The sequence below is a fragment of the Weissella thailandensis genome (assembly GCF_005405465.1).
GTDB lineage: Bacteria > Bacillota > Bacilli > Lactobacillales > Lactobacillaceae > Weissella > Weissella thailandensis.
The window spans coordinates 43,838-69,052 of the sequence record NZ_BJEC01000012.1 but is presented as its reverse complement, the minus strand read 5'-3'; the positions used below and the strand labels follow the sequence as shown (position 1 = coordinate 69,052).

Sequence of the window (25,215 nt, the reverse complement as noted above, 5' to 3'; positions counted from 1 at the left end):
TGTAGGTACATCGTGACTGCTTCAATTTGTACTTCTTTTGAAAACATAGTAAAACCCCGTAAGTTTTGGAAATTACTCCAACTTACGGGGTTCAGTTCAGAACATTTTTTTGTTCCAACCTTTTTCATGTTATTAATTAATTAATTTTCCAGACTTATAAACGGACTTCGGACCTTGTAGAGCCTTTATATTTGCTAATGGATCTTCATTCAAAACAATAAAATCAGCCATAAAATCAGGCGCTATTTCCCCAACATGGTCATCAATTCTTAACACTTTCGCGGCATTGCGAGTTGCTGCCAGAATAGCATCTTGGGGCGTTAAGCCGAGCGCTGTCATTTTTTCAAGCTCCTTCGTTGAACCATCACTAAAGTTATTGAATGGTGTCCCCGCATCAGTACCCATAACGATTTCAACCCCTGCCTCAATGGCCTTTGCGATACTCTGACGATGAGCTAGCAAGACATCCTCATTTTTGTCATACATCCATGCAATGATGTCTTTTTTATGATCATGGATAGCATCTGGCGCAGAAAGCGTTGGCACAATTGGCGTACCGGTTTGTAGTAACATATCAATCGCCTCATCATCCAAATAAATCGCATGCTCGATTGAATCTACACCTGCCTTGATTGCATTTTTTATTCCTTGATTACCTTGCGCATGAGCAGCTACTGGTATGCCATAATTATGCGCTTCTTCGACAGCTGTTGCTAACTCAGTAACACTGAATTGGACATTACCAGGTACTTCTTGATCATTACTCGTAACACCACCAGTTGCCATCAACTTGATGTTTTTAGCACCCTCTTTAATCAATTGACGCGTTGCTTTGCGGACCTCATCAGCACCATCTACTTCCTTACCAATAGCCCCTGCCCCATGACCACCGGTAATCGTCAGTGCAGCCCCACTAGCGATAATATTTGGACCAGCAATCACATGTTGTTTAATCAATTTCGCTAATTTAATATCAATGTTATTTGCTGCGCCAACCTCTCTGATTGTCGTTACACCATCTGATAAAAATTCACGTAAATGTTTCGTTGCATAAATGGCCAGTTCCGTCTCATTGGTAATGTTTGCCAGTTGCTTTTTATCACTAGTTGTTAAATCTGAAATATGTGTATGCGCATTAATTAATCCCGGAATGATAAACTTACCTGATAAATCAACAACTCGAGCATCATCATCATTATCTATAAAATAGCCTGAGTCTGTATCAACCGTAAAAGCTGCTGTTTTAAATTCACCTGCGATAAAAATTGCGCCATTAATAAATTTTACTTGTGTCATTACTGATATTCCCCTATTTATTTCTTGTAAGCTTCTTTAAAGTCAAACGTTGCGCCATAAGTATTCACTAACAATCCTTTAACATTTGGTCGAACCAATGATGGTGTCGACTGATGTCCTAAAGTAACAACTGGCAGTTCACTATGAATTCGTTGTTCAGCTTGTAGTAAATCCTGGTACCGTTTAGATGGCTTATTAACATCATTGCCATTAGCCCGTGCGAGCGCTGCATCATATTCTTTATCATTAAATTGTGCAATATTGATACCACTATCACTTTGAACCATATTAAGAAAACTCATTGGATCTGCATATTCACCACCCCATGAAGTTAAGACAATGTCAAAATCATGTGATAATTGTGCTTTAACTCGCGCAGCCTTCGGTTGAAATTTAACCGTTAATTCAACACCAGGTAAATTCTTTTGTAACTGATTTTGCACATATTGTGCTTCAATCTTACTCTGATCATCGTTATCGGCTAGTAAAGTTAGCTTTATTTTCTTCGTCTCACTCGCAGCTAAACTTTTCTTAGCGTCTTTTTTATTAAAGGCATATTTTTTACTGTTAGCCTCTTTACTAAAGTCACGCTGATTATCTGGATTCTTAATTGTATTCTCAGGCGTAAAGGCATTCCCGCTACGTTGAATACCCTTAAGCACCTTATTTGTCAGCCCTTTTGTATTAATAGCTTGCTTGATGGCAACTCGCACGTCTTTATTTTGTAAATATTTATTTTTCATATTTAATCCCAAAAAGTCAGTCCGACCATTTTTAATACTATGGTATGCGCGGTTATTTTCATTCGCTCGAACTTGATCAGCAGTTAATGGTGTATAGTCAGATTTCCCAGCTTTATATAAATTATAACCAGTCGTATTATCGGTCACGGTCTGGATATTAATTTTATTTGTGGCAACATTTTTCTTATCTTCATATTGACTATTTTTTACCAACTGATACGATTTATCCGAACCATGCCAATTTTTTAGTATAAATGGCCCATTCGATAATGTTTTATCTGAGGATGTACCATATGCCTTACCCACCTTCGTAACAAATTTTTTAGGCTGCGGATAAAATGCTGTGCCAGTCAGAATACTTTTAAAAGCAGGATCAGGATTATTCAAAGTGATTTTCAATGTCTGACTATCAAGTGCTTTAACACCAAGATCATCAGCTGCTTTCTCACCGTTTGTTACTGCTGTCGCGTTCTTAATATTATTAGCTAAGGTAGCGCCATTAGACTTATTTTTCGGATCAACAGTCTGTTGCATACCAAAGACATAATCATTTGCCGTCACTTTTTCGTGATTAGACCACTTTAGATCATCTTTTAAATGAAACACATATTCACGACCGTCTTTTGAAATATCAACCGACTTGGCATCAGCTAATTGCGGTTGATTATTTTTACCATATCGATATAACCCTTGCCCAGTTTGAGTGACTATTTCCGAACCAGTAGAATCATTAGCCTGCGATGGACTCATCGTCGTCAAAGCTGCCGATTCTGTCCAATTGATTACTTGATCCGCAAAAGCTACTCTTTCCTGTGACAAACTTGCAATAGTTGCCGTCGTCATCCCCACTGACAATATGAATGATAATTTCTTTATTCTCATAGCAATTCTCCATTAAATAATAATTAACTCAACAAATAAAAAACGGCCAATCAGCACATTATGTGCTAACTAGCCGTTGTCTTTTAAAATTGACAGGTTAATTTCTAGCGGCTAGCTATCGTTAATACTTAACTGATAGCTAGCCCACAACAAATAGCCAACTATCTCGTTGGCCACCACCATGAAATAGTTGCTGAGAATACAACTTGATTAATTTGTGAATTTATTAATAACATGATGTTTTCTCCTTACATGTCTTACTAGAATTTATTTAATTATAACGCTAGTATGAGAAAAAGCAACCGTTAAATTAAAATAAGATTAAAAAACTGTTTGGCTGGTTTTTAATTTTCAAAATTTGCAATCAATACTCGGTTCCCTGCCGACTGTTTTGTTGGGTCAGCCTGGCCGAATGCTGCCTGTGTCAAATGAAGTTTCGCAACTTCGACACCAAAATAATCTTGAATTAAATTTTGTAAAAACAACAGCAATGCTTGTGAATCAATTTCCGTTTCGTGAATTAATACGGGACCCTTATTTTTAAACACAGCTGAATTCCGTAAATTATCAACCTTCTTTTCTAGCGCTGGTAATCCAGCCACTAAATGATAGACCACATGATTTTCGTGAACCCACTTTGTTAAATGGACAACATGACGCAAATCAGTGAAACCAATTGGTAAAATCATATCTGCAGCAACTGCTGTTAATTGCATTGGTTCTTGCGTTTGCTTTTGAATAGTACTTTTTAGTGCGGTTGTATCTAAAGTAAAGCGACCATTATAGTCCAACATAGCCTGACCAAGCAACATTTCAACACGCGTCACATAGCCAATCCGATCAAACTGTTCATTATGCTGTAATTCTTGTGCTAAGTGTTGTCGAAAAATATCCGGTGCGCGCCAGTCAAGTCGTAATTTCGCCTGATTTAACTGAATATCATCGCCCTCTGCATGAAATGTAATCAAAGTATACCCCATGGTACCCGGTATTTCATTGAGGACAGCTTGTCTATCATCTGAAAAAAAGTGACTATTATACATCTGATTCTCCCCATTTATGTAATAGTGTTGCGAGTGTCATTTGGCCTGGTGCTGATGCTGCTTTCCCACTTGCAAAAGTTAACTGTGACCCATACTGATAGCCAACCTCGCGTGATTTCATTCCCAACGCCCCCATCGACATCGTAATCAGCGGTAAATCACTGTCTGCAGCAACAATCGCAGTCGCCTGCAATACGCGGTCAACATCCATTGCTACTTTTGGCATGACCGCTAACTTTACAACATCAATAGGTAGCCTGGTCATCTCCATTAAAAGACTAACTAAATGATTAGGGGTTGCGTCAAAGTTATGCTTAGAACCGATAACTTTAACATTTTCAGGCACTAGTTTCAAAAGTGCTTGTTGATCTGCTAGTAGCGCAACCTCAATATCAATGGCATCAACGCCTGCTTTTAGCGCCCGTTGATAAACCATTTGGTAGCTATCATGATGATAGTTTAATTGTCCCCCTTCACTGGCAGTTCGCCAAGTAAATAACAAGGGTTTATTAAGTATCTCATGAACCTGACGAATATTACTAACCGTTAACTCACAGAAATCTGATAAGTAATCAACCCGCCATTCGACGACGTCGGCAGCCGTTTGGCTGAGCATCCGTGCCGTCTGTCTCACATCTGCCATCGTCTCATCAACCATGGGTACAGCGACAAGTGGTCGTTGTTCAGTTGCACTCGCATTACCTATTTTCAGTCGTTTCATCATTAAAAGCTCTCATATATTGCAATACTTCTTCAGCAACCTGGTCAGCAGTCTTGTTATCAGTATAAATAACCTCTGTTGCAATACTTGAATACTTTTTGAGACGTTGCTCCCAAAGTTCAGCCAGTTCCAATAAAGATTTATTACGGACGATTGGCCGTGTATTATCTTTTACCAACCTTTCGACTGTTTGACCAAAGGAGCCAGATAAGTAAATAACTGGTACTGGACTACTTTTTAACAGTTGTCGATTTTGCTCTAATTCAATAATGCCACCACCGGTAGCCATAATCCCAGATTTTGTCAGATTTTCTTGCAGGATAGTTTGTTCTAACTGTCGAAAACCTAATTCACCAACAATTGCAAAAATTTCTCCAGGTGTCTGACCAGTCTGTGTGACAATCAGTTGATCTGTATCAAAAAATGGCAACGTCGTTTTTTCAGCCAGTAATTGTCCAACTGTTGTTTTACCAGCTCCCATGAAGCCAATTAAAATCACTTTCATATTAATCTATGACCTCACTTAAATCACTAAAAAAGTTGGGATACGAAATATTCACTGCTTCTGCATTGGCAAGTGATACATCCCCTGTTGTTATTAAGGCCGCAATGGTCAACATCATCCCCACGCGGTGGTCACCACAAGAATCGATGATTGTTGGTTGCTTAACTTGTAATGGTGTCCCACCATGAATATAAAAGCCATCTTCTCTAGGCTCAATATCAGCTCCTAATTTATTTAACTGGGTAGTGACAGTGGCAATCCGATCACTTTCTTTCACATGTAATTCACTAGCACCCGAGATAACTGTATCGCCTTGTGCTTGTGTCGCAGCGAGCACAACTAGTGGCATTTCATCAATCATAGCTGGGACGTCAACTGCTGTAATCGTTGTGCCATGTAATGATTGCGATTGCACTTGGATATCAGCCATTGGTTCTCCATCAGCTGACTCATTATCAAATGTAAATTTAGCACCCATTCGTTGCAAAATTTTCATGATACCTGTACGAGTTGGGTTAATTCCAACCTGTTTGAGAGTAAGCGCACTTTTCGGAACCAGCACACCAGCCACAATCCAAAAAGCGGCTGACGAAATATCGCCAGGGACGCGAATAGTGGTCGCAGTTAAATGCGTCTGTGGTGTAATTTTAATTTGATGGTCCTCGCGCACCAAATGTACGCCAAATGCTGCTAACATTCGTTCAGTATGGTCACGAGTCGCAATTGGCTCAATAATTGTCGTTGGCGTTTTTGCTTGCAGTGCCGCTAAGATAATGGCACTTTTTACTTGGGCAGACGCCACTGGCAATTCATAAACGAGGCCTGCCAGTTCGTGTGTACCAAGTTTAGTGACTGGTAAATGGTCATTCTTTGTCACAAAACTGACGCCCATGGCGATCAATGGTTTAATGACCCGCGCAAATGGTCGTTTTGATAAACTTTTGTCACCACGAAATGTTACCGCAAATGGTTGATTCGCTAATAACCCCATTAATAAACGGGCCGTCGTTCCTGAATTTCCCATATCTAACATTTGACTTGGCTCAACGAGTTCATTCAATGACCTGCCATGAATAATTAAATCATGATTGTCAGTACTAAATGTCACCCCTAAATTTGACATTGCCGTCACTGTACGACGAACATCTTCGGAATCCAAAAGATGTTGTACCCGCGTATCACCTGACGCAATACTTCCCAACATAACTGCTCGATGTGAAATACTTTTATCACCAGGCATCGTTAAAGTTCCCCGCAGTTTTTTCCCCGCTGTTTGTAACTTAATCTTGCCCATTATTTAACCTACAATTCTTTTCCAATTAAAAATGTTTGATTTCTTCACGATAAGCTGCCACTTGTTCTTGTAAACGTGACAAACTATCAGTATCAAATTTATCTAGGATGGCTTTTGCAAGTTCAATTGCCACCATAGCCTCAGCAATAACTGCTGCTGCTGTTACTGCCGTCGTATCTGATCTTTCTGTTGATGCACGGTGATCTTCATGAGTGTCGATATCAACACTCTGCATTGGTTGGTATAGTGTTGGAATCGGCTTAACAAGACCACGGACAACAATCATTTCACCAGTTGTCATACCGCCTTCAAAGCCACCCAGATGGTTAGCGCCACGATAAAAGCCACGCTCAGCTGACCAATAGATTTCATCCATCAGTTCACTACCATATTTTGTCGCATTCGCAAAACCACCACCGAATTCAACACCTTTAAAGGCATTAATGCCCACCATTGCACGGGCAATCTTCGCATCTAATTTTTCATCTGCTGATACATACGATCCTAACCCAGCTGGTACACCAGTGGCCATGACTTGCACCGTACCACCAACAGTATCTCGATTGCGTTTTGTTTGATCAATCACTTCACGCATTGCTTCATCATCCGCAGCAGTCAATGCACGTGTTGGCAAACTTTCAGTGACCGCACGTAATTCCGCTAAGGTTTTATATTGCGTTAGTTGTGTCAAATCCGAACTAGCGGGACCGATATTCGTCACAAAACCATGAACATCAATATCGAGCGCTGCCAATAGTTTTTTAGCAACTGCGCCCACAGCCACACGCATCACTGTCTCACGAGCCGATGAACGTTCTAGGACATTTCGCAAATCATGCTGATGACGATATTTCATGCCACCAACTAAATCGGCGTGACCCGGTCTTGGTCGCATGACTTTACGCATACTATTCTCAACAGTCGCGGGGATATTTGGGTCCATAATTTTTGACCAATGATTGTGATCATCATTATGAACATTTAAAGCAATGGGTGATCCTAAAGTGACTTGGTGACGGACACCAGACATAATCGTTACGGTATCTGTTTCAATAACTTGACGTTGACCACGCCCATAACCATGTTGGCGCCGAGCCAGTTGTTCATTAATATCATTTGTTGTAATTGTCAGGCCCGCCGGAATGCCTTCAATAATGGCAACCTCTTCTGGACCATGACTTTCTCCTGCTGTCATATATCGCATAGGTTAAGATGCTCCTTCAATAAATTCTGTCATCTCTGCCAATGACTTTTTGATAATTGCTGGTTGACCAGGTTCTTTAACTGCGACTAGCTGTAAGACACCTGAAAGGTTCTTTTTATCGTGCGCCAACTGTTCAATTGTCGCTGGCTGGCGAATCAAAGCGGAATCCACCGGCAAACCAACTAGCTGTAAGCGCCGATTTAACGCCTGTAAAAATTCAGACGAACTAATGTTTTCAGCCACAAAACGTTCTGTGATTGCTATCATACCAATTGCCACTGCTTCTCCATGCCTGAGGCCACCTTCAGCCAGTAATTCTATCGCATGGCCAATCGTATGCCCAAAATTAAGATACTTGCGAATTCCTGCTTCACGTTCATCTTGCATTACAATATCAGCTTTATATTGTACAGATTGGGTAATCAGATCGGATGATCTAGTCAAAATATCATTAACCGTCCGAATCGTACCAGTCAATTGCCAAAAATCGCCACCTGCTAAGGCACTACATTTAATCACTTCAGCGTAGCCTTCAACTAAATCACGAATGGCTAGCGTCTTAAGATAGGTTGGATCAATCAATACCAAATCAGGTTGGTAAAATGTTCCCATAATATTCTTTGTCTGACCTAAATTGATGGCTGTTTTACCACCCACACTTGAATCAACTTGGGCGGTTAGCGATGTTGCAATTTGAATGAATGCAATACCACGCATATATGTGGCGGCTGTTAAACCTGCTAAATCACCAACTACCCCACCACCTAAAGCAATTACACCATCCGCACGAGTGAATTGATGTTCAGCTAAACAAGAAATGGCTTTTTCAAGACTTGCCAATGACTTTGAACGTTCACCTGCTGGCAGTACCAGCGTGGCAACGTGGTAACCTGCTGATTGCAGTTGTACCACTGTATCAGATAAATACAGATCAGCCACATTTTTATCAGTAATCACTAATATCTGTCGTGGTGACCATACTTGTCGAATTTTTTTACCAATTTCATGGCGCAAACCGTCTAAAACTTGCACTTGATAAGTTTTATCAGGAACAGAAACTGTCACCATATTATTCACCTCATAGTTCATGAATAGCATTTGCTTTTGCAAATAAATTCGTCATCTGATCAGGCGTCAATGCTTGTTTGCCATCCACCCAGGCCTTTGCTGGTTGATCATGAATTTCAAGCATTAGCCCTTGCGCACCAGCCGCAACCGCAGCTAATCCAATTGGCGTCACATGTTCAGAAACCCCAGCAGCATGTGATGGATCGGCCAAAACAGGTAAATGAGTCAACTTTTGCAAGACCGGGATCACACTAACATCCATTGTATTCCGTAAATATTTTTGATCAAAACTACGAATACCCCGCTCCATCAAAATGATTTGTCGATTCCCTTCAGATGCAATATACTCTGCTGCACTTAAAAACTCATCAACTGTCGCACTCATACCGCGCTTTAACAACACTGGTTTATTTTGACGACCGACAGCTTTTAGTAAGGAAAAATTTTGCATGTTACGTGTGCCGATTTGGAAAATATCTGTGTATTTACCAACTAAATCAACATCCGCAGGGCTCATGATTTCTGTCATCATGTCCATACCTAAAGCATCTGCCGCTGCACGATGCCAAATAAGTCCTTGTTCACCAAGTCCTTGAAAACTATATGGGCTCGTACGTGGTTTATAAGATCCCCCACGTAAAATCGTTGCGCCAGCTGCCTTGGCAGCTTGACCCATCGCTAAAACATGTTCGGCAGATTCAATAGCATCCGGTCCAGCAATTAAACTAAAGTTCTGACCACCAATTGTTGAATGAGGTGTCTGAATCACCGTATCAGTTGGATGAAAGGCCCGGCTAACTTGCATTGCTCCCGGATGATCCGTAATAACATCTACGACTTGCTGCTCATTAATAAATGGAACATCGTCAATGTCCTTTAAACCAGCAAAACCAACACGATTTTCAGAGGCATAAACATGCTCTATATGATTAGCCTTGGCCTCCGCTAAAGCTTTTTGTGCTGCAGACTCATCTGCCATGATAACAATCATTTTATTATCTTCCTTCTCTTAAAATCGCTGTCAACATTGCGTTTTGATCAGGTTGGATGCCTGTCCATCTTTCAAAACTCAATGCACCTTGCCCTACTAACATGGCGAGACCATCGGTTGCTTGTCGATTGGCCTGTTTGGCAGCTGCTACAAATGGTGTATCAGTCAACTTATAAATAATATCAACAACTTGCGCATGGTTTGGCGTAATGGCAAATTGTCTTGGTGAAAGAAGCGATTGATTATTTTGCATCCCCACATTTGTTGCATTAATAATCAAATCTGCTTCTAATAAAAACTGATCCACATAGGCAATATTATGTAATGGTTCATCCAATAATGGTGCTAACATGGCTGCTTTCTTATCAAATTCTGGCGTCATGCGATTAAAGACATGTAACTGACTTTCACTAGGTGCACTGGCAATAATGGCGCGTGCCGCACCACCAGTGCCTAAAACAACAACATGCTTTGGTACCTGTTGAATTGTTGCCCAAAAGCCAATGCCGTCCGTAATGTCACCAAATACCTGGCCATCTTGCACAGTAATCGTGTTAACCACTCCTAATTTTTTCGATAACGCAGACATTTCATCTATATAAGGAATAATTGCTTGCTTAAAAGGCATCGTGACATTCAGACCACGTATACCACTGGTAACCAATTCATGAAATTTTTCCCCTAAATTTTCTGGCTCAATAGCAAATAACTGATAGTCAGCATCAACATTAGACAACCGAAAGGCTTCATTTTGCATAATTGGTGATTTGGATTGTTGTACCGGATAACCAATTAGCCCGTAATGATCTGTCATTATTATCTCCAGGAATATATATTTTTAGCAATAAAAAAGAGACCGAAAAGTACAGCCTCTCGAGTGACATGATATTGCTAAACTCTTCTCTCTGTTTAGTGTACTAAAATCAAAAGAGCTTTCCAATACCATAGTGAATAGTAATTGTAATTATCCCAATAATTATATTTCTAATAATTGCACGCTTTGGGAAACCATTTCCCAACCGCGCACTTAATAAGCCTGTCAAAGCAACCGCAATGACCGTTGCGCCAATTGTGGCTAAGAATTGCCACTTAACTGGCGCCATATACATGGCAATTAATGGTAAAAAGCCACCCAAAGCTGCACAGAATAAGGAAGAAAATGCTGCAGACCAAGGACCAACATAATGGCCCAATGAAACATCATATTTTACCTTCAAAATTGTTGCCAGCGGGTTTTTACGCATTAATTCATTAGCAATTTTGTCTGCAGTTGTTTCACTTAGTCCTTGTTCATGGTAAAAGTTATAAATATCTTGTTGCACACTATTAGGATTAACCTGAATTCGATCCTGCTCAAGCGCGACCACAACCTTTTCTGCATCCGCTTGTGAGCTAACTGAGGCATACTCACCAGATGACATTGACAAGGCACACGCCATTAAATCTGCTAATCCAGCTATTAAAATTGTAAACTGATTAGTTGTCGCTGCACCTACTGAAAAAAGAACACCAACAACTGTCAAAATGCCATCATTTGATCCTAATACACCTGCACGAATCGTGTTCAATTTTTCAGACATCGTTGTTTGTGAGTCCTGCATAATTTCACGCTCCTATTAATGTTCCGACAAAATATGTCACAATCATTGTAAAAATACCTGCGATAACATTACGGCCAGTTGCCTTATATTCATTTGCTCCTGATAAATGAGCAGCTGAAAAACCAGTAATTGCTAAGGCAATCAACACAGCAAGCGCTGTTGCAGGAATACGTAAATGAACTGGTAATAATGTAATTGCTAGCATCGGTAACAATGAACCTAATGGAAATGAAATCATTGATGCTAAGGCTGCTGCTAAAGCAGATATTTCATGATGCTGCGTAAAGCCATACCGTTCACGAATCGTCGTTTCTAATGGATCACGGGCCATCAATTCTGACGTGGCCGTTTGCGCCAAATCTGCTGATATACCTTGTGCCATATATTGCTTTTTCACAAAGTCAAATTCTTGTTCATAATGGTTTGTCAATGCTGCTTTCTGAGTTGCCACGGCCTTGATTTGCGCATCATTTTCTGAATGCACTGAAACATATTCACCCATCGCCATCGAAACTGTACCGGCCAGTGCACCGGCAAAACCAGCAATAAAAATTGCAAAAGAATTTGTTGTTGCCCCCGCAACACCGATAACAATACCTGATACGGATAAAATACCATCATTAGCTCCCATAACAGCAGCCCGAATAATATTATTCCTTTGTGCCAAATCTTTACCTATCGTCATATGCTTTCTCCTCTTTTCTTATTATACACCAGATAAAAATAAAAAGTTTTTGTTACGATAAAATTTCAAAAAATAGCCGTAAAAAAACAGGTAACGTTCATGAGTGTTGTTACTCGCTGTCGTTACCTGATTAAATAAACCCGGTTAATACGTCGATTTAATTGTTTGGTCTGCATACTACGCCAGACGATTTTTAAAATAGGTCATGATTGGTAAGCCAATCAGTGGTACTAAAATGGCCCCTGCGATAATTTCAAAAATCCCATTAAAACCAGCAATCGAAACGATCAACCACTGCGCTAAATTAGTGTTTGGAATACCGGTAAAAGAAGTATCCATCACAGTAAAACTGAGCCATGTTATTAATAAGACCAACGTTGTATTAATAACAGCTGACAAACTACCTAAGATAGCTAAGCCAGGCCCCTGCTTTTTTAACTCATATTGTTGCACAAATTTTTGATATAAATAACCAGTCAATAATCCAACCATAATCCTTGGTACCAATGCTGTGATGGGATTACGGAAAATCAAGGCGCCAATGCTTGGGACACTAGCCCATGCATGCCATAAAGAATAGGCACCCCAAACAAAACCTAATAAAGCCCCTGTTTTAGGCCCAAGAACCATCGCACCAATAGCAACCGTATAAGTAATAATAGTCACCGCTGCACCGACCGCAAAAGCACCTAAAGGCAATGTGCCAAGCCATGGCACGATTGATTGTAGTAAGATAACCGCTATAAACAGCGCTGTTAAGACTAAATGTCGACTTTTGTTTACACGCGTTTGCATCGCGTTCCTCCAAATTTATCATAAAGTTATTAAACACTCTAAGCTGCATTGTTTATTATATACCAAAAAATGGATGCGACAAACGATGTTTTGAAACCACTATGTAAATTTTTTAGGCGTTAACATTGGCCCTTTTGGCAGCGAAGAAAGCTGTCATGCGACGCACCGCTTCTTGCAAATCTTCGTCTGAAGCAGCGTATGAAATACGCACATACTCCGGCGTGTATCCAGAAAAGGCTGATCCGGGAATCATCGCAACATGACCATTCTCAGCTAAGTCCAAAGCAAAAGCATCGCTATCATGCCCCATATCATCAGGAATCTTAGCAAAAATATAAAAGGCTCCCTCTGGGTTAACAACTTCAAAACCAAATTCTTCTAAATGTGGTACTAACCAATCACGACGACGCTTGTAAGTATCACGCATATCATCAGCAACATCAGCAGCCGTCGTTAAGGCAACTGTAGCACCATCCTGAATAAATTTTGGTAAGGCGAACGTCAATGCTTGGTGCACCTTTTGTGCTTCATCAATAAATGATTGATCAGCAATAATGAACCCAATGCGATAACCAGTCATGGCATGTGACTTTGATAGTCCGGTCATCAAAATCGATTGCTCAGGTAATAGGCTACTTAATGACACATGCTCTTGATCATATGTCAATTGTGCATAAATCTCGTCAGAAATTACCCATAAGTGATAACGTTTAAACACATCCGCCAAGGCTTGTAACTCATCCCGAGTATATGTGACTCCAGTTGGATTTGATGGGTAATTAAATAAAATGGCCTTTACTGGTACATTGGCTTGCTCTACGGCATCTGCCACCAACTCTGGTGTTAATTTAAAGTCTGTTGGCCGGGTATTAATAGTGATTTTTGTACCATGCGCCAAATCTAACGATGCTGTATATGGTGTGTACGCGGGCTCAGGAATAATCAATCCTTCATTTTCATTCAATAATGTCATAAAAATAACGTTGATTGCCTCTGAAGCACCGACTGTTACAATGACATTGTCTTCACTCTCGAAAGGTAAATCATAGCGAAATGCATAATATTTTACGGCTGCTTGACGCAGATCACGTTCCCCCTGGGCATCACTATAATGTGAATTATTGTTGGCAACTGATGAAATAACAGCGTCTTTAATGGCATCATCTACGTTGAAACCAGGTTCACCGAATGTTAAACGTAACAAATCAGGAATATCGCGAACCTTTTTTTGAAAGCCGATAAGGCCATCAGCAGCTAAGCTTGTGACCTTTGGATTAAGTGGTTGTACAAATTCATTTTTGGTCATTTTAATTCACTCACATTTCTTTTTATTTTTTAATTGAATATCATTATAGTATAGAATCCGATTTTCAGGAAAGTATTTACTCCTGTAAAAAGAATGCTTTTATTTTACACTATTTGTGCGTTTTTTAACAACCATAAAGCGGTTTCATTAGACAGAATTCATGGTAGAATAGGGCTAAGACATACTAATAAATTGACATAATTTTTTAATTATTTAATTACCAAGGAGGCATTAGATGTTAGATTTTACTGACACGCCAATTGAAACACCAGTTACAAACTGGGACTGGTCTCCCATTCGTAAGGTTCCTATTCGGGAGAATAACGAGCCGCTCGTTTCTTTAAGCTATTTACCAGAAAAGATGGTCGTTAGTCCGCAATATTTTATTCAAAATCTGCCAGGCAGCTATCCTGATTTATATACACGTGCTGGCGTTCAAGAAAAGCTCATTGCAGCGACTCGCAAGCTGCCCTATGGTTATAAATTTGTGATTTTTGATACATGGCGCAGCATTCCAACGCAGCAAGCTTTATTTGATCAAATGAAACGCTTTGTAAAGCAGGAGCATCCTGATTATTCTGAAACAGAAATCGAGCAAGCAGCACTTCGTATCGTTGCCTTACCATCAACCGATGCAACGAAGCCATCCCCCCATAACACAGGTGGATCGATCGATTTATCAATTGTTGATGAAGATGGTCGCTTGTTAGATATGGGCAGTCCATTTGATGATATCAGTCAACGAGCAAAAACGACCTATTACGAAACAGAAGAGACTGATCCGAAATACGATGCTGTACGCGGAAATCGACGCTTGTTATACCATGTCATGACCCAAGTTGGCTTCACGAACTACAGTGAAGAATGGTGGCACTTTGACTATGGTAATCAAAACTGGGCTAGTCTGACTGACAAAGGCTTTGCCATTTACGGTGCCACAAAACCTGAATTCCCATGGGTTGAAGCTTATTAACAATTAAAAGTAATAAAAAGGTGTGACAAAACGTTTTGAAACTGTTTTGTCACACCTTTTTTAGTATTTTATTTAGCCTGACTATGAATCAAATCGCGCTTAACTAATTCTTCAGCAATTTGCACAGTATTCCATGCGGCACCTTTTAATAAGTTATCCGACACGACCCATAGGTTAAAGCTACCAGGATTTTCATTGTCAGCACGAACACGACCAACAAATGTCTCACGCTTACCAACCGCATTGATTGGTTGTGGATATACTTGGTTAGCTGGATCATCTTCTAGGATTACCCCTGGTGCACTAGCTAAGATATGTTGGACATCCTCTCGTGTTGCTGATTCATCAGCTACAGAAACATACACTGATTCACCGTGACCAATTGGCACTGGTACCCGCACAGCAGTTGCTGTAACTTTTACCTCACTTGACTTGGGATCACCAAACAAGATTTTCTTAGTTTCTTGCATCATCTTTTGTTCTTCAAAAGAATAGCCATCATCTTGGAAAACATCGATTTGTGGCAATAAGTTAAAGACCAATGGGAAATGCTTTTTGTCTCCCTTGGTTGGCAAAATTTCAGCCGTTTCAGTCTCTCCATCTAAGTGTTGTTGTGCTTGATGCAATAACTCATCCCATGCACGTTGACCAGCACCTGAAGCAGCTTGATAAGTCGACACAATCACCTGATTCAAGCCGTAAGCTTTACGTAATGGCTCCAAGGCAACAACCATTTGAATCGTTGAACAATTAGGATTAGCGATAATCCCTTGATGGCTTGCCAAGGCCTCCGGATTAACCTCTGGTACCACAAGTGGTACGTTAGGGTCCATACGCCAGCGTGACGAATTATCAACTGCCACAGCCCCACGCTTAACAGCTTCTGGCAATAATTTACCTGCTAAACTACCACCAGCAGATGCTAATACCAAATCAACACCGTCAAATGAGTCTGGCGTTGCTTCTTCAACAACAATATCCTGTCCTCTAAATTGACGGGTCTGTCCAGCTGAGCGGACAGACGCTAGCAATTTCAGTGATTTAACTGGAATCGTTGACTGTTCTAACTGCGCTAAGATTCGGGTACCAACGGCACCAGTAGCTCCCAAAATAGCTACATCGTAACCTGTTTCATTCATCATCTGATTTTCTCCCCCATTTCACTAGTTATAAATTTATTTTTTTAAATCAACATAGTGCTTTAAACGGGTAATAGCCGATTCCAAATCTTCGGTTGATGCAGCGTAAGAAATACGAATATAACCTTTACCACCAGCACCGAAAATTGAACCAGGTGCAACCCCCAATTTGACAGCATCTGCCAAGTCATAAACAAATTCAACATCGTTAATATTCAAAAATTCTGGAATCTTCGCAAAAATGTAGAAGGCCCCACCAGGTCGAGCCGCCGTAAAGCCGACTTCTGACAACCCCTTCAAAACCAAATCACGACGCTCTTCATAAACAGCACGCATCTTGACAGGATCTTCACGGCCGTTACGCAAGGCTTCTAAAGCACCGGCCATCATAGGACCTGGTGCAGTAGCAAGCATTGATTGATGTGCTTTACCAACCTGCTTCATTAGTTTGGCTGGTCCAACAGCATAACCAATGCGATAACCAGTCATCGCATGTGACTTTGAGACCCCACTAATCAATACTGTTTGCTCAGGCAAAAGACGAGCCATTGAAGTATGCTTGGCATCATAAACCAATTCAGCATAAATTTCATCAGCAATTACTAATAATTGATGTTCCCGCAAAATAGCGACTAATTCTTTTAATTCGTCTTCAGAATAAGTGACCCCAGTTGGATTTGATGGATAGTTAAGCAAAATAGCTTTGGCATTTGGATGCTCAGCTAAAACATGCTTTAACTTTTCAGGTGTCACAATGAAATCAGGAGCTGTATTTAGACCGACCACTTTAAAGTCTGACGTTTGGGCAACTGACTCATATAATGGGAAAGTTGGCGTTGGAATAATCAATTCATCCCCAGGATTAAACAAAGCTTGGAATGCCGCATTGATTGCTTCAGCAGCTCCCACCGTTACGCTAATCTCAGTAGCTGGATCATATCTTGGTGTATCAAAACGTTCAACTAAGTAATCTGAGATTGCTTCACGCAATGGCATGATACCTTGTGAAGGTGAATAATGTGAATCGTTCGCCTGTACATCACGAATAATTGCTTGTTTAATATGTTCTGGTGCTGCGAAATCAGGCTCACCTAATGTTAATTTCAAAATACCATCAATTTGCGAAAACTTGTCATCGACCACACGGATTGGCGAAGGTACTGTCTCTGCTAATACTTTGTTGCACTGTCCTTCTAACGCTGCACTTAATTCAACCATTTTTTAACTCCCCTTGGCTCCTTGCCTACTTTTTAATATCTATAATACCTTTTCTAACCCAACTTGTAATCCCTCAATGGTGTTAATCTGGCGGATAGCTAATCCGACACCACCCATAAATGACTCGCGAGTAAATGACGTCTGTTTTATACGCAAAGTTTCGCCTGGTGCACCAAAGACAACTTCTTCTTCAGCAACATACCCGGGTAACCGCATGGCATGAACGTCAACACCATCAATTTGCTCACCCCGTGCTGGGTCCGCTGTATTCATTGCCACTGGGGATTGTTGGCGTGCCTTAGCAATTGCTTGCGCAGTCGCACGCGCTGTCCCAGAGGGGGCATCAATTTTCTTAGGATTATGAATCTCCAAAATTTCTGCATCAGGTAAATACTTGGCTGCTTGGGCGGCAAATTGCATCAATAAAACCCCCGACAATGAAAAGTTGGGCACAATCAAGGCTGATTGCTGTTCTTTTTCACTTAAAGTTTTTAGAGTCGTGACTTGTTCAGATTGCAGACCGCTGGTCCCAACAACTAGTTGAAATCCATGCGTTAGCGCATACTGTCCATTAGCAAAAGCAGCCTCTGGTTGGGTAACGTCAACCCAAACATCTGCGGTCACGTCAATATCTGCCAATGATGTAAAAACAGGTAATTCACTTTCATGCGATGATCCTGATAATATACCGACTAATTCTAAATCAGCTGCATCTTGAATCATCTGCTGAATGGCACGGCCCATTTTACCGAAACCACCAGCTAAAAATACGGTTGTCATATTATTATTCCTTCTGATCAAGTTTGGCTAATACATCTGCGGTCTCTGCGTTATCTAATGACAGAATTGGCAAGCGAGTCACGTTTTTGACCTCACCTTGATGTGCAAGCACCGCCTTTACTGGTGCTGGGGATGGATAGCTGAACAAAGCCGACATACGTGGTGTTAACCAACGTTGTTGTGCACCAGCTTTTGCAACATCTCCTTCGGCAAGTGCTTGGAACAAATCGGTCATTTCCTTACTATATAAATGCGCAGCCACTGAAATTGTTCCGGCCGCACCCACTGCCTTAGCAGCTAGTGTCTGTGAATCCTCACCAGTATAAACTTTAAATCCTTCAGGTGCATGATCAACAAGATAAGCTAAGTCATCAATACTTGTCACTTGCTTAACCGCATTGATATTAGGGTGTTCGGCCAATACCAAAACACTCTCATTATTCAATCCAACCACGGTACGACCAGGAATATTATAAATCATAACAGGAACATCGGATGCATCGGCAATAGCCTGGAAATGTGCAATCATCCCCTTCTGATTAGGCTTACTATAGTATGGCGTCACTGCTAACACCTCATCAACACCCGAAATCTCGCTGACTTCTTTGGCAAATGCAACGGAATGGGCAGTATTATTATCACCGACGTTCGCAATGACCGGTCCACGGTCACCAACCTTCGCGGCAAAATAAGCATATAACGAAATTTTTTCATCATGCGTTAATGTTGGTGACTCACCGGTCGTACCACCAATAACAAATCCTTGAGTCCCTTCGGCAATCAATCGTTCAGTTAATGAATCTAACGCTGGATAATCGATCGTATTATCATTAGTAAATGGTGTAATAATTGCTGTAATTAAAGAAATATCTTCGTACATTTTATCCACACTTTCTATGCTGACATCCGCCAAGACAAATACTTAATAATTGCCTTAACGCCTGTTTCAATCGCTGTTTCATCCGGACTTAATCGACTGTCATGTAAACTATGGTCAACATCGCCGACTCCAAGCCAAAACATCGTTCCTGGGATTTGGTTAATAATATACCCAAAATCCTCTCCCGTCATAGCTGGTTCACAAGTTGTAAAATCAATCTCATCATCATTTGCCATGTACTGAATAAACTCACGGGTGATATCAGGGTTATTATTAACAGGCCAATAACCACCTTGTTCTAATTGTAAATCAAATTCGACACCATACACAGCCGCCAACCCTTGTGAAATTTCTCTGACACGTTGCTGCATCATTTCTAATTCTGACTGGTCAAACGCGCGAATCGTCCCTGCTAACTTTGCCTCATTTGGAATGACATTACCGATGTTACCAGCCTGTACCATACCAATCGTTACCACGCCACCATGAACTGGATCAACGTTACGCGAGACGATTGTCTGAACTTGCATGACAAAAGCAGCTGCGGCAACAATCACATCCTGTGATCGCTGTGGAAAGGCTGCATGACCACCTTGTCCTTTAATCGTTAAGTGAATTTCCGTGCTACCGGCAAATAAAGTGCCTTGACGAGTAGCAATCTGCCCAGCTGGCATAGCAGGTTGATCATGTAAGGCGTAAAACTCATCTGGTCGCCATTCATCAACAAATGTCCCTAATTCATAAAGTTGTTTACCGCCAGCGTGTTCTTCTTCAGCTGGTTGGAACAAAAAGACCATATTATCTTCCGGTTGTTGCTCAGCAAAATGAGCTAAAACTCCCAGGGCAACAGTCATATGAATATCATGTCCACATGCATGCATGACCCCGGCACGCTCTGAAGAGAAAGGTAAGCCAGTTTCTTCTGTAATAGGTAGCGCATCAATATCTGCTCGATAGCCAATCGTTCGTTTAGGATGCTTACCTGTCAATCGTACCAACAAAGCTGTCGGTAACGCTGGTATTTCTCGAATAGTCAACCAAGGTGATTGCCAAGCCGTCACAATATTTTTTAAATAACGCTGGGTCTCGAACTCATCCAATGACAATTCTGGGTGTGCATGTAAATGGCGACGAATATCAACTAAATTTAAATCTGTAATCGTCATAGCTACCTCCACTTATAGTGATCTTAGGGCATCAACTAGTGCGGTCTTTGCCTGAGTCTTTTCATCAATTTCCTTGATCACTTTAGCTGGCACACCAGCAACTACCGTGTTTGCTGGTACATCCTTGGTAACAATTGCACCAGCTGCAATAACCGCATTATCACCAACTTGAACCCCTTCAATAACCACTGCATTGGCACCAATCAATACATTATCACCAATCGTCACCGGTGTTGCTGCGGCTGGTTCAACGACCCCCGCAAGCACTGCTCCTGCACCAACATGACTGTGCTGACCAACAGTTGCACGTCCACCAAGAACAGCGCCCATATCAATCATCGTACCAGCGCCAATTTCAGCACCGATATTAATAACCGCTCCCATCATCACCACGGCATTCTCACCGATTGCTACCTGATCACGAATAATAGCACCTGGCTCAATTCGGGCGGCAACGTTTTCATAGTTCAACAATGGTACACCACTATTTCGCGCCAATAATTCCACATGGTAATCCGATATTTGATCCGCTGCTGCGGCAAGGACAGGTTGGATATCTTGATAATCACCAATTACCGTACCAGTTTTGGTTTCAATAAAAGCCTGTACCGTTGTCGGCCATGCAATATCGGCTAAATCTCCCGCTAAAGTTACCCTTGCTGGTGTCTTTTTAGGGGCAGTTGCAATGTAATTGATAATTTCTTGTGCATCTAAATTATTCATCTTGATTTGTCTCCTACTTGCGATTATTTTTTATTGATAATGCTTATCTAAGCGAAGCATGTCGGCATATGTTTCTCGTTCAACAACTAATTGTGATTGGCCATCCTCAACAAAGACAACTGCCGGTCGCGGATTACGATTATAATTCGATGCCATTGAATAGCCGTAAGCACCAGTCGCTAAGACAGCTAAAACATCCCCAGGCTTCGTTTTGGGTAATTCTTGTTGCCAAACCAGGACATCCCCCGATTCACAATATTTACCAGCAATCCGAACAACTTGTTCTGTCGGTGCTTGTGGGTTATTTGCCAAGACTGCTTCGTACTTTGCTTCATATAAAGCTGGCCGAATATTATCACCCATCCCACCATCAACGGATAGGTATGTTCGAATACCGGGCGCATCTTTCTTGGCACCAATTGTGTAGAGGTTATAACCAGCGGGGCCAACAATTGCTCGTCCTGGTTCGATCCAAATGGCTGGCATTGCCATCCCATATGACGTTGTTTTCTCTGTGATCGTATCAATAATAGCCTCAACAAATTCGGTCGCTGGCAATGGTTTGTCATCTTCTGTATAACGAATACCAAAACCACCACCGGTATTAATCACTTGTGGGTCAAAGCCCCATTCATGAACTAAATCAACCAACTTCGCGGCTGCCATCTGGAAACCAGTCACATCAAATATTTGTGACCCAATATGAGCTGAAACACCTAACACATTGAGATATGGATCAACAATTGCTTTTTGGAGTGCCGTATAAGCTTGACCACTTGCGACATCAAAACCAAATTTACTATCAGTTTGACCAGTAGAAATGTAATCATGGGTGTGTGCTTCAACTCCTGGCGTGATTCTTAATAGGACATCTTGTTTTTTATCCCGTTCACTCAACACATCATGTAAAATATCTAATTCGTAAAAGTTATCAAGGATAATCGTGCCGAGGCCACTATCAACCGCCATTTCCAGCTCAGCAACCGATTTGTTATTACCATTAAAAGATACATGATTCATCGGATAATTTGCTGCTAAGGCTGTTTGAATCTCACCACCCGAGACAACATCTAAATGGACATCTTCTTGTGCGGCAACCTCATACATAGCAACCGTTGCAAAGGCCTTAGATGCGTATGAAACAGCATAATCAAGTTTTCTTTTCATAAATACGGCTTTGAAGGCTCGCATCTGCTGACGCATATGGTTTACATCATACACATAAAGTGGTGTTTGATACTGTGAAGCTAATTCTGTCGCCGTAACGCCACCAATTGTTAGTTCACCGTTCTGATTGACTTCATATGGTGTTGACATATTTACTATTTCTCCCTTTTAATCAACAAGCACGCGCATTAGTCGATCTTGTAATCCTGTAGCGACGACCCAAGGGGCTAGTCCCACATGTTGCGCAACATCTTCAATTGTATTTTCATACTGCCCCTGCTTACCAATAATTGTCACAACGGTACCCACTGGTAATTCTTCTGGTAATGAAATCATCATTTGATCCATTGCTATTTGGCCAATAATAGGTGCCTTTTTGCCATTTACTAATACTTCAAAGCCTTGAATTGGTCGTGGCAAACCATCGGCATAACCGATTGGTAACGTACCAACCCATTCACCTTCATGTGTGTAGTACGTATGACCATAACTAATCCCCACATCGGCTGGCATCTTTTTCACATAGACAAGTTCTGATTCTAAAGTTAGAACGGGTTTTAAATAATTATCTGGCAAAACCTCACCACGTGATGGTTCAATACCATAAACAACCGTCCCCGCACGAATATAATCGGTTGGCAATTCATCGGCATGATACATCGCGGCACCTGAATTCGCTAAATGAACCATCGGTGGCATTGGTAGATCATCCGTTAAGCGATGCCAATTTGCCAACTGCCTTTGAAAATAATCTGTGGCTAATGAATCAGATTCTGAAAAATGAGTCATGATGCTTTGATATTTAAAGAAAGTCGCGTGCGATTGTAAGTACGCGATTGCTTCAGATAACGTTTCACGACTACGAAAACCAATTCTGCCCATGCCAGTATCGATCCCTAGATTAACTTGCAAAGTCGCCTGATGTTCATCCAAATTTTCCTGAGCTGATTGTAGCCAAGCCAAATCACTAACCGTCGCAATTAAATTATTATCAGCTATCAACTTAGCATATTGTGGCAACGTAATTCCCAAGATAAGAATTGGCACCGTAATGCCTGCTTGCCGTAACGCTAAGGCCTCATCTAACACTGCAACCGCTAAACCATCAACCCCTGCTTTGACTGCGGCTTGTGCCATTGGTATCAGACCAAATCCATAAGCGTTGGCTTTCACGGCTAAAAACATAAACTTCGCACCGCTTGCCTGACGAGTAACGGCCACATTATGTTTGACTGCCACTTGTGATATTTTAATTCTTGTTGGTCTTGTTGCTGCTACTACCATGATAATGGCCCCTTTACTGTTAAATTTATTGCATAAAAAAACCGATTGACAGTACTATTGCACTGTCAATCGGACACATTTCTATTCCTTAAGACTGTGACAATAGCTCCCCGCTTATTCAGCGACAGTCTAATAGTTTTTCGCTATTAGCCCAACGATACGGGTTACACAATCTGTATCATTTCGGCAACCGCCCCTTTTACTTAGTATCATTGTCTGTGTGAACTCCACTAAGTGACTGTTGTTGGTTGCAACCTCTATTAATCATTAACGTAACATTAGAATATATTAATTTTATGGCTATGTCAACACTTGACATTAATCTTTTTTTCACTTTTAATTAGTGCCAATTAGGAATTCAATTGGAGGCAGAAACAATGAAAGTCGTAAAATTTGGTGGTTCATCCCTGGCGACAGGCGCACAATTCCAAAAAGTTTTGGATATTATTACAGCAGACAATGATCGTCAGGTCGTTGTCGTATCAGCTCCGGGAAAGCGTTTTGACGGTGACATCAAAGTGACCGACTTACTAAAAACTTACGCTGATCAAACAATTGCTGGTGCCAACACCGATGAAATTATGACAACAATATTAGCGCGTTATCAAGAGATTGCTCAGCATTTTTCGTTAGAAGATAATAAGATTATTTCACAGATTAAGCAACAACTCGTTCATCTAAATCGTGTGCACTATCCCTCATTTAACCATCTCTATGCCGCTTTCATGGGAAATGGTGAGCTACTAAATGCCCAATTACTAGCAGCAATTATGCAAGAAAAAGGCATACCAGCTAACTTTGTTTCACCAGCCGAATTAGGAATTACTGTAACTGGTTCGCCACGTGCTGCCCGCCTGGATCCAGAAAGTTATCATGCAATCAATCAGTATCACTTTGATGACACGAGTCTCCTAATTGTTCCTGGATTTATTGCCTATACCAATGACGGTTATGCTGCAACGTTTAGCCGCGGTGGTTCTGATATTACTGGTGCAATTTTAGCAAGAGGTCTGCAAGCTGATTTGTATGAAAATTTCACTGACGTACCCGCTATTTACTCCGCTAACCCAAAGATTGTTTCCCACCCGCAACCAATCTCAAAAATGACTTATCGTGAGATGCGTGAATTGTCTTATGCTGGTTTTGCGGTTTTCCATGATGAAGCAATTATTCCGGTCATTGAAGCGAATATACCAATTAATGTTAAAAATACCAACGATCCACAAGCTCCAGGTACCATGATCATGCCTAATCATGCGATTGATTCTGAAAATCCTGTCACAGGTATCGCCAATGATAATCGCTTTGCTGCCCTGTACTTGCATCGTTATTTGCTGAACCGTGAAGTCGGTTTTACTTTAAAAATATTACAAATTTTAGCAACATATAATGTGAGTTATGAGCATATGCCTTCTGGAATCGATGATATGACCATCATCTTCGATAAAGCACAATTAACGCCTGAAATCAAAGCCCATATTAGCCATGATCTCTACGCAATTATCGCGCCAGATGAACTAGATTGGTTAGATGACTATGCCATCATTATGATTGTCGGTGAAGGTATGCAACAACATATTGGTACATTTAGCAAAATAACTTCGGCTTTGGCTAAGGCCGGCATCAATCTACCAATGATCAATCAAGGTGCCTCACAAATTTCGACAATGATTGGTGTCCCAGTCGATCGTATGAACGAAGCCGTACAGGTCATTTATAACGCTGTTTTCTAACATGAACATACAAAATAA

At 41.1% G+C, this 25,215-nt stretch carries 24 protein-coding genes and 1 riboswitch; of the genes, 2 read left to right on the top strand and 22 right to left on the bottom strand.

Annotation, left to right across the window (positions count from 1 at the left end; translation table 11 throughout):
• Nucleotides 1-132 precede the first annotated feature (132 nt).
• The 14 genes from FFM62_RS06695 to FFM62_RS06630 form a co-directional block, all read right to left on the bottom strand.
• Nucleotides 133-1,296 (bottom strand): metal-dependent hydrolase family protein, encoded by a 1,164-nt coding sequence (locus FFM62_RS06695; RefSeq protein WP_115470863.1) that lies wholly within the window; start codon nt 1,294-1,296, stop codon nt 133-135.
• A 17-nt stretch (nt 1,297-1,313) separates the two neighbouring features.
• A complete protein-coding gene (locus FFM62_RS06690) occupies nt 1,314-2,921 on the bottom strand; it encodes a peptide ABC transporter substrate-binding protein (protein WP_115470864.1) in 1,608 nt (535 codons plus the stop codon).
• A gap of 344 nt (nt 2,922-3,265) precedes the next feature.
• Nucleotides 3,266-3,964, bottom strand: a complete 699-nt coding sequence (locus FFM62_RS06685) for a hypothetical protein (protein ID WP_115470865.1) — start codon at nt 3,962-3,964, stop codon at nt 3,266-3,268.
• A complete protein-coding gene (aroD, locus tag FFM62_RS06680; protein WP_115470866.1) occupies nt 3,957-4,688 on the bottom strand; it encodes a type I 3-dehydroquinate dehydratase in 732 nt (243 codons plus the stop codon). The genes FFM62_RS06685 and aroD overlap by 8 nt, the downstream gene beginning before the upstream one ends.
• Complete coding sequence (locus tag FFM62_RS06675) at nt 4,663-5,190, bottom strand: shikimate kinase (RefSeq protein WP_115470867.1); 528 nt, start codon at nt 5,188-5,190, stop codon at nt 4,663-4,665. The genes aroD and FFM62_RS06675 overlap by 26 nt, the downstream gene beginning before the upstream one ends.
• 1 nt (nt 5,191) lies before the next feature.
• Entirely contained in the window at nt 5,192-6,484 is a 1,293-nt protein-coding gene (gene aroA, locus FFM62_RS06670; RefSeq protein ID WP_115470868.1) for a 3-phosphoshikimate 1-carboxyvinyltransferase, read from the bottom strand.
• 25 nt (nt 6,485-6,509) lie between these two features.
• On the bottom strand, nt 6,510-7,688 hold the full coding sequence (gene aroC, locus FFM62_RS06665; protein WP_115470869.1) for a chorismate synthase: 1,179 nt from the start codon (nt 7,686-7,688) through the stop codon (nt 6,510-6,512).
• A 3-nt stretch (nt 7,689-7,691) separates the two neighbouring features.
• Nucleotides 7,692-8,756, bottom strand: coding sequence for a 3-dehydroquinate synthase (gene aroB / locus FFM62_RS06660; protein ID WP_115470870.1), 1,065 nt, complete (start codon nt 8,754-8,756; stop codon nt 7,692-7,694).
• 10 nt (nt 8,757-8,766) lie between these two features.
• Nucleotides 8,767-9,747, bottom strand: a complete 981-nt coding sequence (gene aroF / locus FFM62_RS06655) for a 3-deoxy-7-phosphoheptulonate synthase (protein WP_115470871.1) — start codon at nt 9,745-9,747, stop codon at nt 8,767-8,769.
• A 4-nt stretch (nt 9,748-9,751) separates the two neighbouring features.
• On the bottom strand, nt 9,752-10,561 hold the full coding sequence (gene aroE, locus FFM62_RS06650; protein WP_115470872.1) for a shikimate dehydrogenase: 810 nt from the start codon (nt 10,559-10,561) through the stop codon (nt 9,752-9,754).
• 109 nt (nt 10,562-10,670) lie between these two features.
• Nucleotides 10,671-11,348: a VIT1/CCC1 transporter family protein gene (locus FFM62_RS06645; RefSeq protein ID WP_115470873.1), complete on the bottom strand. Its 678-nt coding sequence runs from the start codon at nt 11,346-11,348 to the stop codon at nt 10,671-10,673.
• Between the two features lie 4 nt (nt 11,349-11,352).
• Nucleotides 11,353-12,033, bottom strand: a complete 681-nt coding sequence (locus FFM62_RS06640) for a VIT1/CCC1 transporter family protein (RefSeq protein ID WP_115470874.1) — start codon at nt 12,031-12,033, stop codon at nt 11,353-11,355.
• Nucleotides 12,034-12,210: 177 nt separating this feature from the next.
• Complete coding sequence (locus FFM62_RS06635; protein WP_115470875.1) at nt 12,211-12,828, bottom strand: ECF transporter S component; 618 nt, start codon at nt 12,826-12,828, stop codon at nt 12,211-12,213.
• Nucleotides 12,829-12,940: 112 nt separating this feature from the next.
• Nucleotides 12,941-14,134 carry an aminotransferase class I/II-fold pyridoxal phosphate-dependent enzyme gene (locus FFM62_RS06630; RefSeq protein ID WP_115470876.1) on the bottom strand — a complete coding sequence of 398 codons (1,194 nt, stop codon included), beginning with the start codon at nt 14,132-14,134 and terminating at the stop codon, nt 12,941-12,943.
• Nucleotides 14,135-14,369: 235 nt separating this feature from the next.
• On the opposite strand from FFM62_RS06630, the gene FFM62_RS06625 reads away from it, so the two are divergent.
• Nucleotides 14,370-15,107, top strand: a complete 738-nt coding sequence (locus FFM62_RS06625; RefSeq protein ID WP_115470877.1) for a M15 family metallopeptidase — start codon at nt 14,370-14,372, stop codon at nt 15,105-15,107.
• 68 nt (nt 15,108-15,175) lie between these two features.
• Here FFM62_RS06625 and FFM62_RS06620 read toward each other — a convergent pair whose 3' ends face one another.
• Genes FFM62_RS06620 through alr form a run of 8 tightly spaced genes read right to left on the bottom strand, consistent with a single transcriptional unit; the run spans nt 15,176 to nt 23,464 of the window.
• Nucleotides 15,176-16,246 carry an aspartate-semialdehyde dehydrogenase gene (locus tag FFM62_RS06620; protein ID WP_165845894.1) on the bottom strand — a complete coding sequence of 357 codons (1,071 nt, stop codon included), beginning with the start codon at nt 16,244-16,246 and terminating at the stop codon, nt 15,176-15,178.
• Between the two features lie 36 nt (nt 16,247-16,282).
• The gene (locus FFM62_RS06615) at nt 16,283-17,464 is read right to left on the bottom strand and encodes an aminotransferase class I/II-fold pyridoxal phosphate-dependent enzyme (RefSeq protein WP_115470879.1); all 1,182 of its coding nucleotides are present in this window, start codon (nt 17,462-17,464) and stop codon (nt 16,283-16,285) included.
• Between the two features lie 39 nt (nt 17,465-17,503).
• The gene (gene dapB, locus FFM62_RS06610; RefSeq protein ID WP_115470880.1) at nt 17,504-18,244 is read right to left on the bottom strand and encodes a 4-hydroxy-tetrahydrodipicolinate reductase; all 741 of its coding nucleotides are present in this window, start codon (nt 18,242-18,244) and stop codon (nt 17,504-17,506) included.
• A gap of 4 nt (nt 18,245-18,248) precedes the next feature.
• Entirely contained in the window at nt 18,249-19,124 is an 876-nt protein-coding gene (gene dapA, locus FFM62_RS06605; RefSeq protein ID WP_115470881.1) for a 4-hydroxy-tetrahydrodipicolinate synthase, read from the bottom strand.
• 14 nt (nt 19,125-19,138) lie between these two features.
• On the bottom strand, nt 19,139-20,290 hold the full coding sequence (locus FFM62_RS06600; RefSeq protein WP_115470882.1) for an N-acetyldiaminopimelate deacetylase: 1,152 nt from the start codon (nt 20,288-20,290) through the stop codon (nt 19,139-19,141).
• A 12-nt stretch (nt 20,291-20,302) separates the two neighbouring features.
• Nucleotides 20,303-21,013, bottom strand: a complete 711-nt coding sequence (gene dapD / locus FFM62_RS06595) for a 2,3,4,5-tetrahydropyridine-2,6-dicarboxylate N-acetyltransferase (protein ID WP_115470883.1) — start codon at nt 21,011-21,013, stop codon at nt 20,303-20,305.
• A gap of 30 nt (nt 21,014-21,043) precedes the next feature.
• Nucleotides 21,044-22,330, bottom strand: coding sequence for a diaminopimelate decarboxylase (gene lysA / locus FFM62_RS06590; RefSeq protein WP_115470884.1), 1,287 nt, complete (start codon nt 22,328-22,330; stop codon nt 21,044-21,046).
• A gap of 18 nt (nt 22,331-22,348) precedes the next feature.
• A complete protein-coding gene (alr, locus tag FFM62_RS06585; RefSeq protein ID WP_115470885.1) occupies nt 22,349-23,464 on the bottom strand; it encodes an alanine racemase in 1,116 nt (371 codons plus the stop codon).
• 95 nt (nt 23,465-23,559) lie between these two features.
• Nucleotides 23,560-23,732, bottom strand: a riboswitch (Lysine riboswitch).
• Between the two features lie 109 nt (nt 23,733-23,841).
• Here alr and FFM62_RS06580 point away from each other — a divergent pair.
• Complete coding sequence (locus tag FFM62_RS06580) at nt 23,842-25,197, top strand: aspartate kinase (protein WP_115470886.1); 1,356 nt, start codon at nt 23,842-23,844, stop codon at nt 25,195-25,197.
• The last annotated feature ends 18 nt before the right edge of the window (nt 25,198-25,215 follow it).

Excerpts from the sequence above, each read along its gene's own strand:
- FFM62_RS06695 (WP_115470863.1), bottom strand. The coding sequence starts at position 1,296 with ATGACACAAGTAAAATTTATTAATGGCGCAATTTTTATCGCAGGTGAA.
- FFM62_RS06690 (WP_115470864.1), bottom strand. The coding sequence starts at position 2,921 with ATGAGAATAAAGAAATTATCATTCATATTGTCAGTGGGGATGACGACG.
- FFM62_RS06685 (WP_115470865.1), bottom strand. The coding sequence starts at position 3,964 with ATGTATAATAGTCACTTTTTTTCAGATGATAGACAAGCTGTCCTCAAT.
- aroD (WP_115470866.1), bottom strand. The coding sequence starts at position 4,688 with ATGATGAAACGACTGAAAATAGGTAATGCGAGTGCAACTGAACAACGA.
- FFM62_RS06675 (WP_115470867.1), bottom strand. The coding sequence starts at position 5,190 with ATGAAAGTGATTTTAATTGGCTTCATGGGAGCTGGTAAAACAACAGTT.
- aroA (WP_115470868.1), bottom strand. The coding sequence starts at position 6,484 with ATGGGCAAGATTAAGTTACAAACAGCGGGGAAAAAACTGCGGGGAACT.
- aroC (WP_115470869.1), bottom strand. The coding sequence starts at position 7,688 with ATGCGATATATGACAGCAGGAGAAAGTCATGGTCCAGAAGAGGTTGCC.
- aroB (WP_115470870.1), bottom strand. The coding sequence starts at position 8,756 with ATGGTGACAGTTTCTGTTCCTGATAAAACTTATCAAGTGCAAGTTTTA.
- aroF (WP_115470871.1), bottom strand. The coding sequence starts at position 9,747 with ATGATTGTTATCATGGCAGATGAGTCTGCAGCACAAAAAGCTTTAGCG.
- aroE (WP_115470872.1), bottom strand. The coding sequence starts at position 10,561 with ATGACAGATCATTACGGGCTAATTGGTTATCCGGTACAACAATCCAAA.
- FFM62_RS06645 (WP_115470873.1), bottom strand. The coding sequence starts at position 11,348 with ATGCAGGACTCACAAACAACGATGTCTGAAAAATTGAACACGATTCGT.
- FFM62_RS06640 (WP_115470874.1), bottom strand. The coding sequence starts at position 12,033 with ATGACGATAGGTAAAGATTTGGCACAAAGGAATAATATTATTCGGGCT.
- FFM62_RS06635 (WP_115470875.1), bottom strand. The coding sequence starts at position 12,828 with ATGCAAACGCGTGTAAACAAAAGTCGACATTTAGTCTTAACAGCGCTG.
- FFM62_RS06630 (WP_115470876.1), bottom strand. The coding sequence starts at position 14,134 with ATGACCAAAAATGAATTTGTACAACCACTTAATCCAAAGGTCACAAGC.
- FFM62_RS06625 (WP_115470877.1), top strand. The coding sequence starts at position 14,370 with ATGTTAGATTTTACTGACACGCCAATTGAAACACCAGTTACAAACTGG.
- FFM62_RS06620 (WP_165845894.1), bottom strand. The coding sequence starts at position 16,246 with ATGAATGAAACAGGTTACGATGTAGCTATTTTGGGAGCTACTGGTGCC.
- FFM62_RS06615 (WP_115470879.1), bottom strand. The coding sequence starts at position 17,464 with ATGGTTGAATTAAGTGCAGCGTTAGAAGGACAGTGCAACAAAGTATTA.
- dapB (WP_115470880.1), bottom strand. The coding sequence starts at position 18,244 with ATGACAACCGTATTTTTAGCTGGTGGTTTCGGTAAAATGGGCCGTGCC.
- dapA (WP_115470881.1), bottom strand. The coding sequence starts at position 19,124 with ATGTACGAAGATATTTCTTTAATTACAGCAATTATTACACCATTTACT.
- FFM62_RS06600 (WP_115470882.1), bottom strand. The coding sequence starts at position 20,290 with ATGACGATTACAGATTTAAATTTAGTTGATATTCGTCGCCATTTACAT.
- dapD (WP_115470883.1), bottom strand. The coding sequence starts at position 21,013 with ATGAATAATTTAGATGCACAAGAAATTATCAATTACATTGCAACTGCC.
- lysA (WP_115470884.1), bottom strand. The coding sequence starts at position 22,330 with ATGTCAACACCATATGAAGTCAATCAGAACGGTGAACTAACAATTGGT.
- alr (WP_115470885.1), bottom strand. The coding sequence starts at position 23,464 with ATGGTAGTAGCAGCAACAAGACCAACAAGAATTAAAATATCACAAGTG.
- FFM62_RS06580 (WP_115470886.1), top strand. The coding sequence starts at position 23,842 with ATGAAAGTCGTAAAATTTGGTGGTTCATCCCTGGCGACAGGCGCACAA.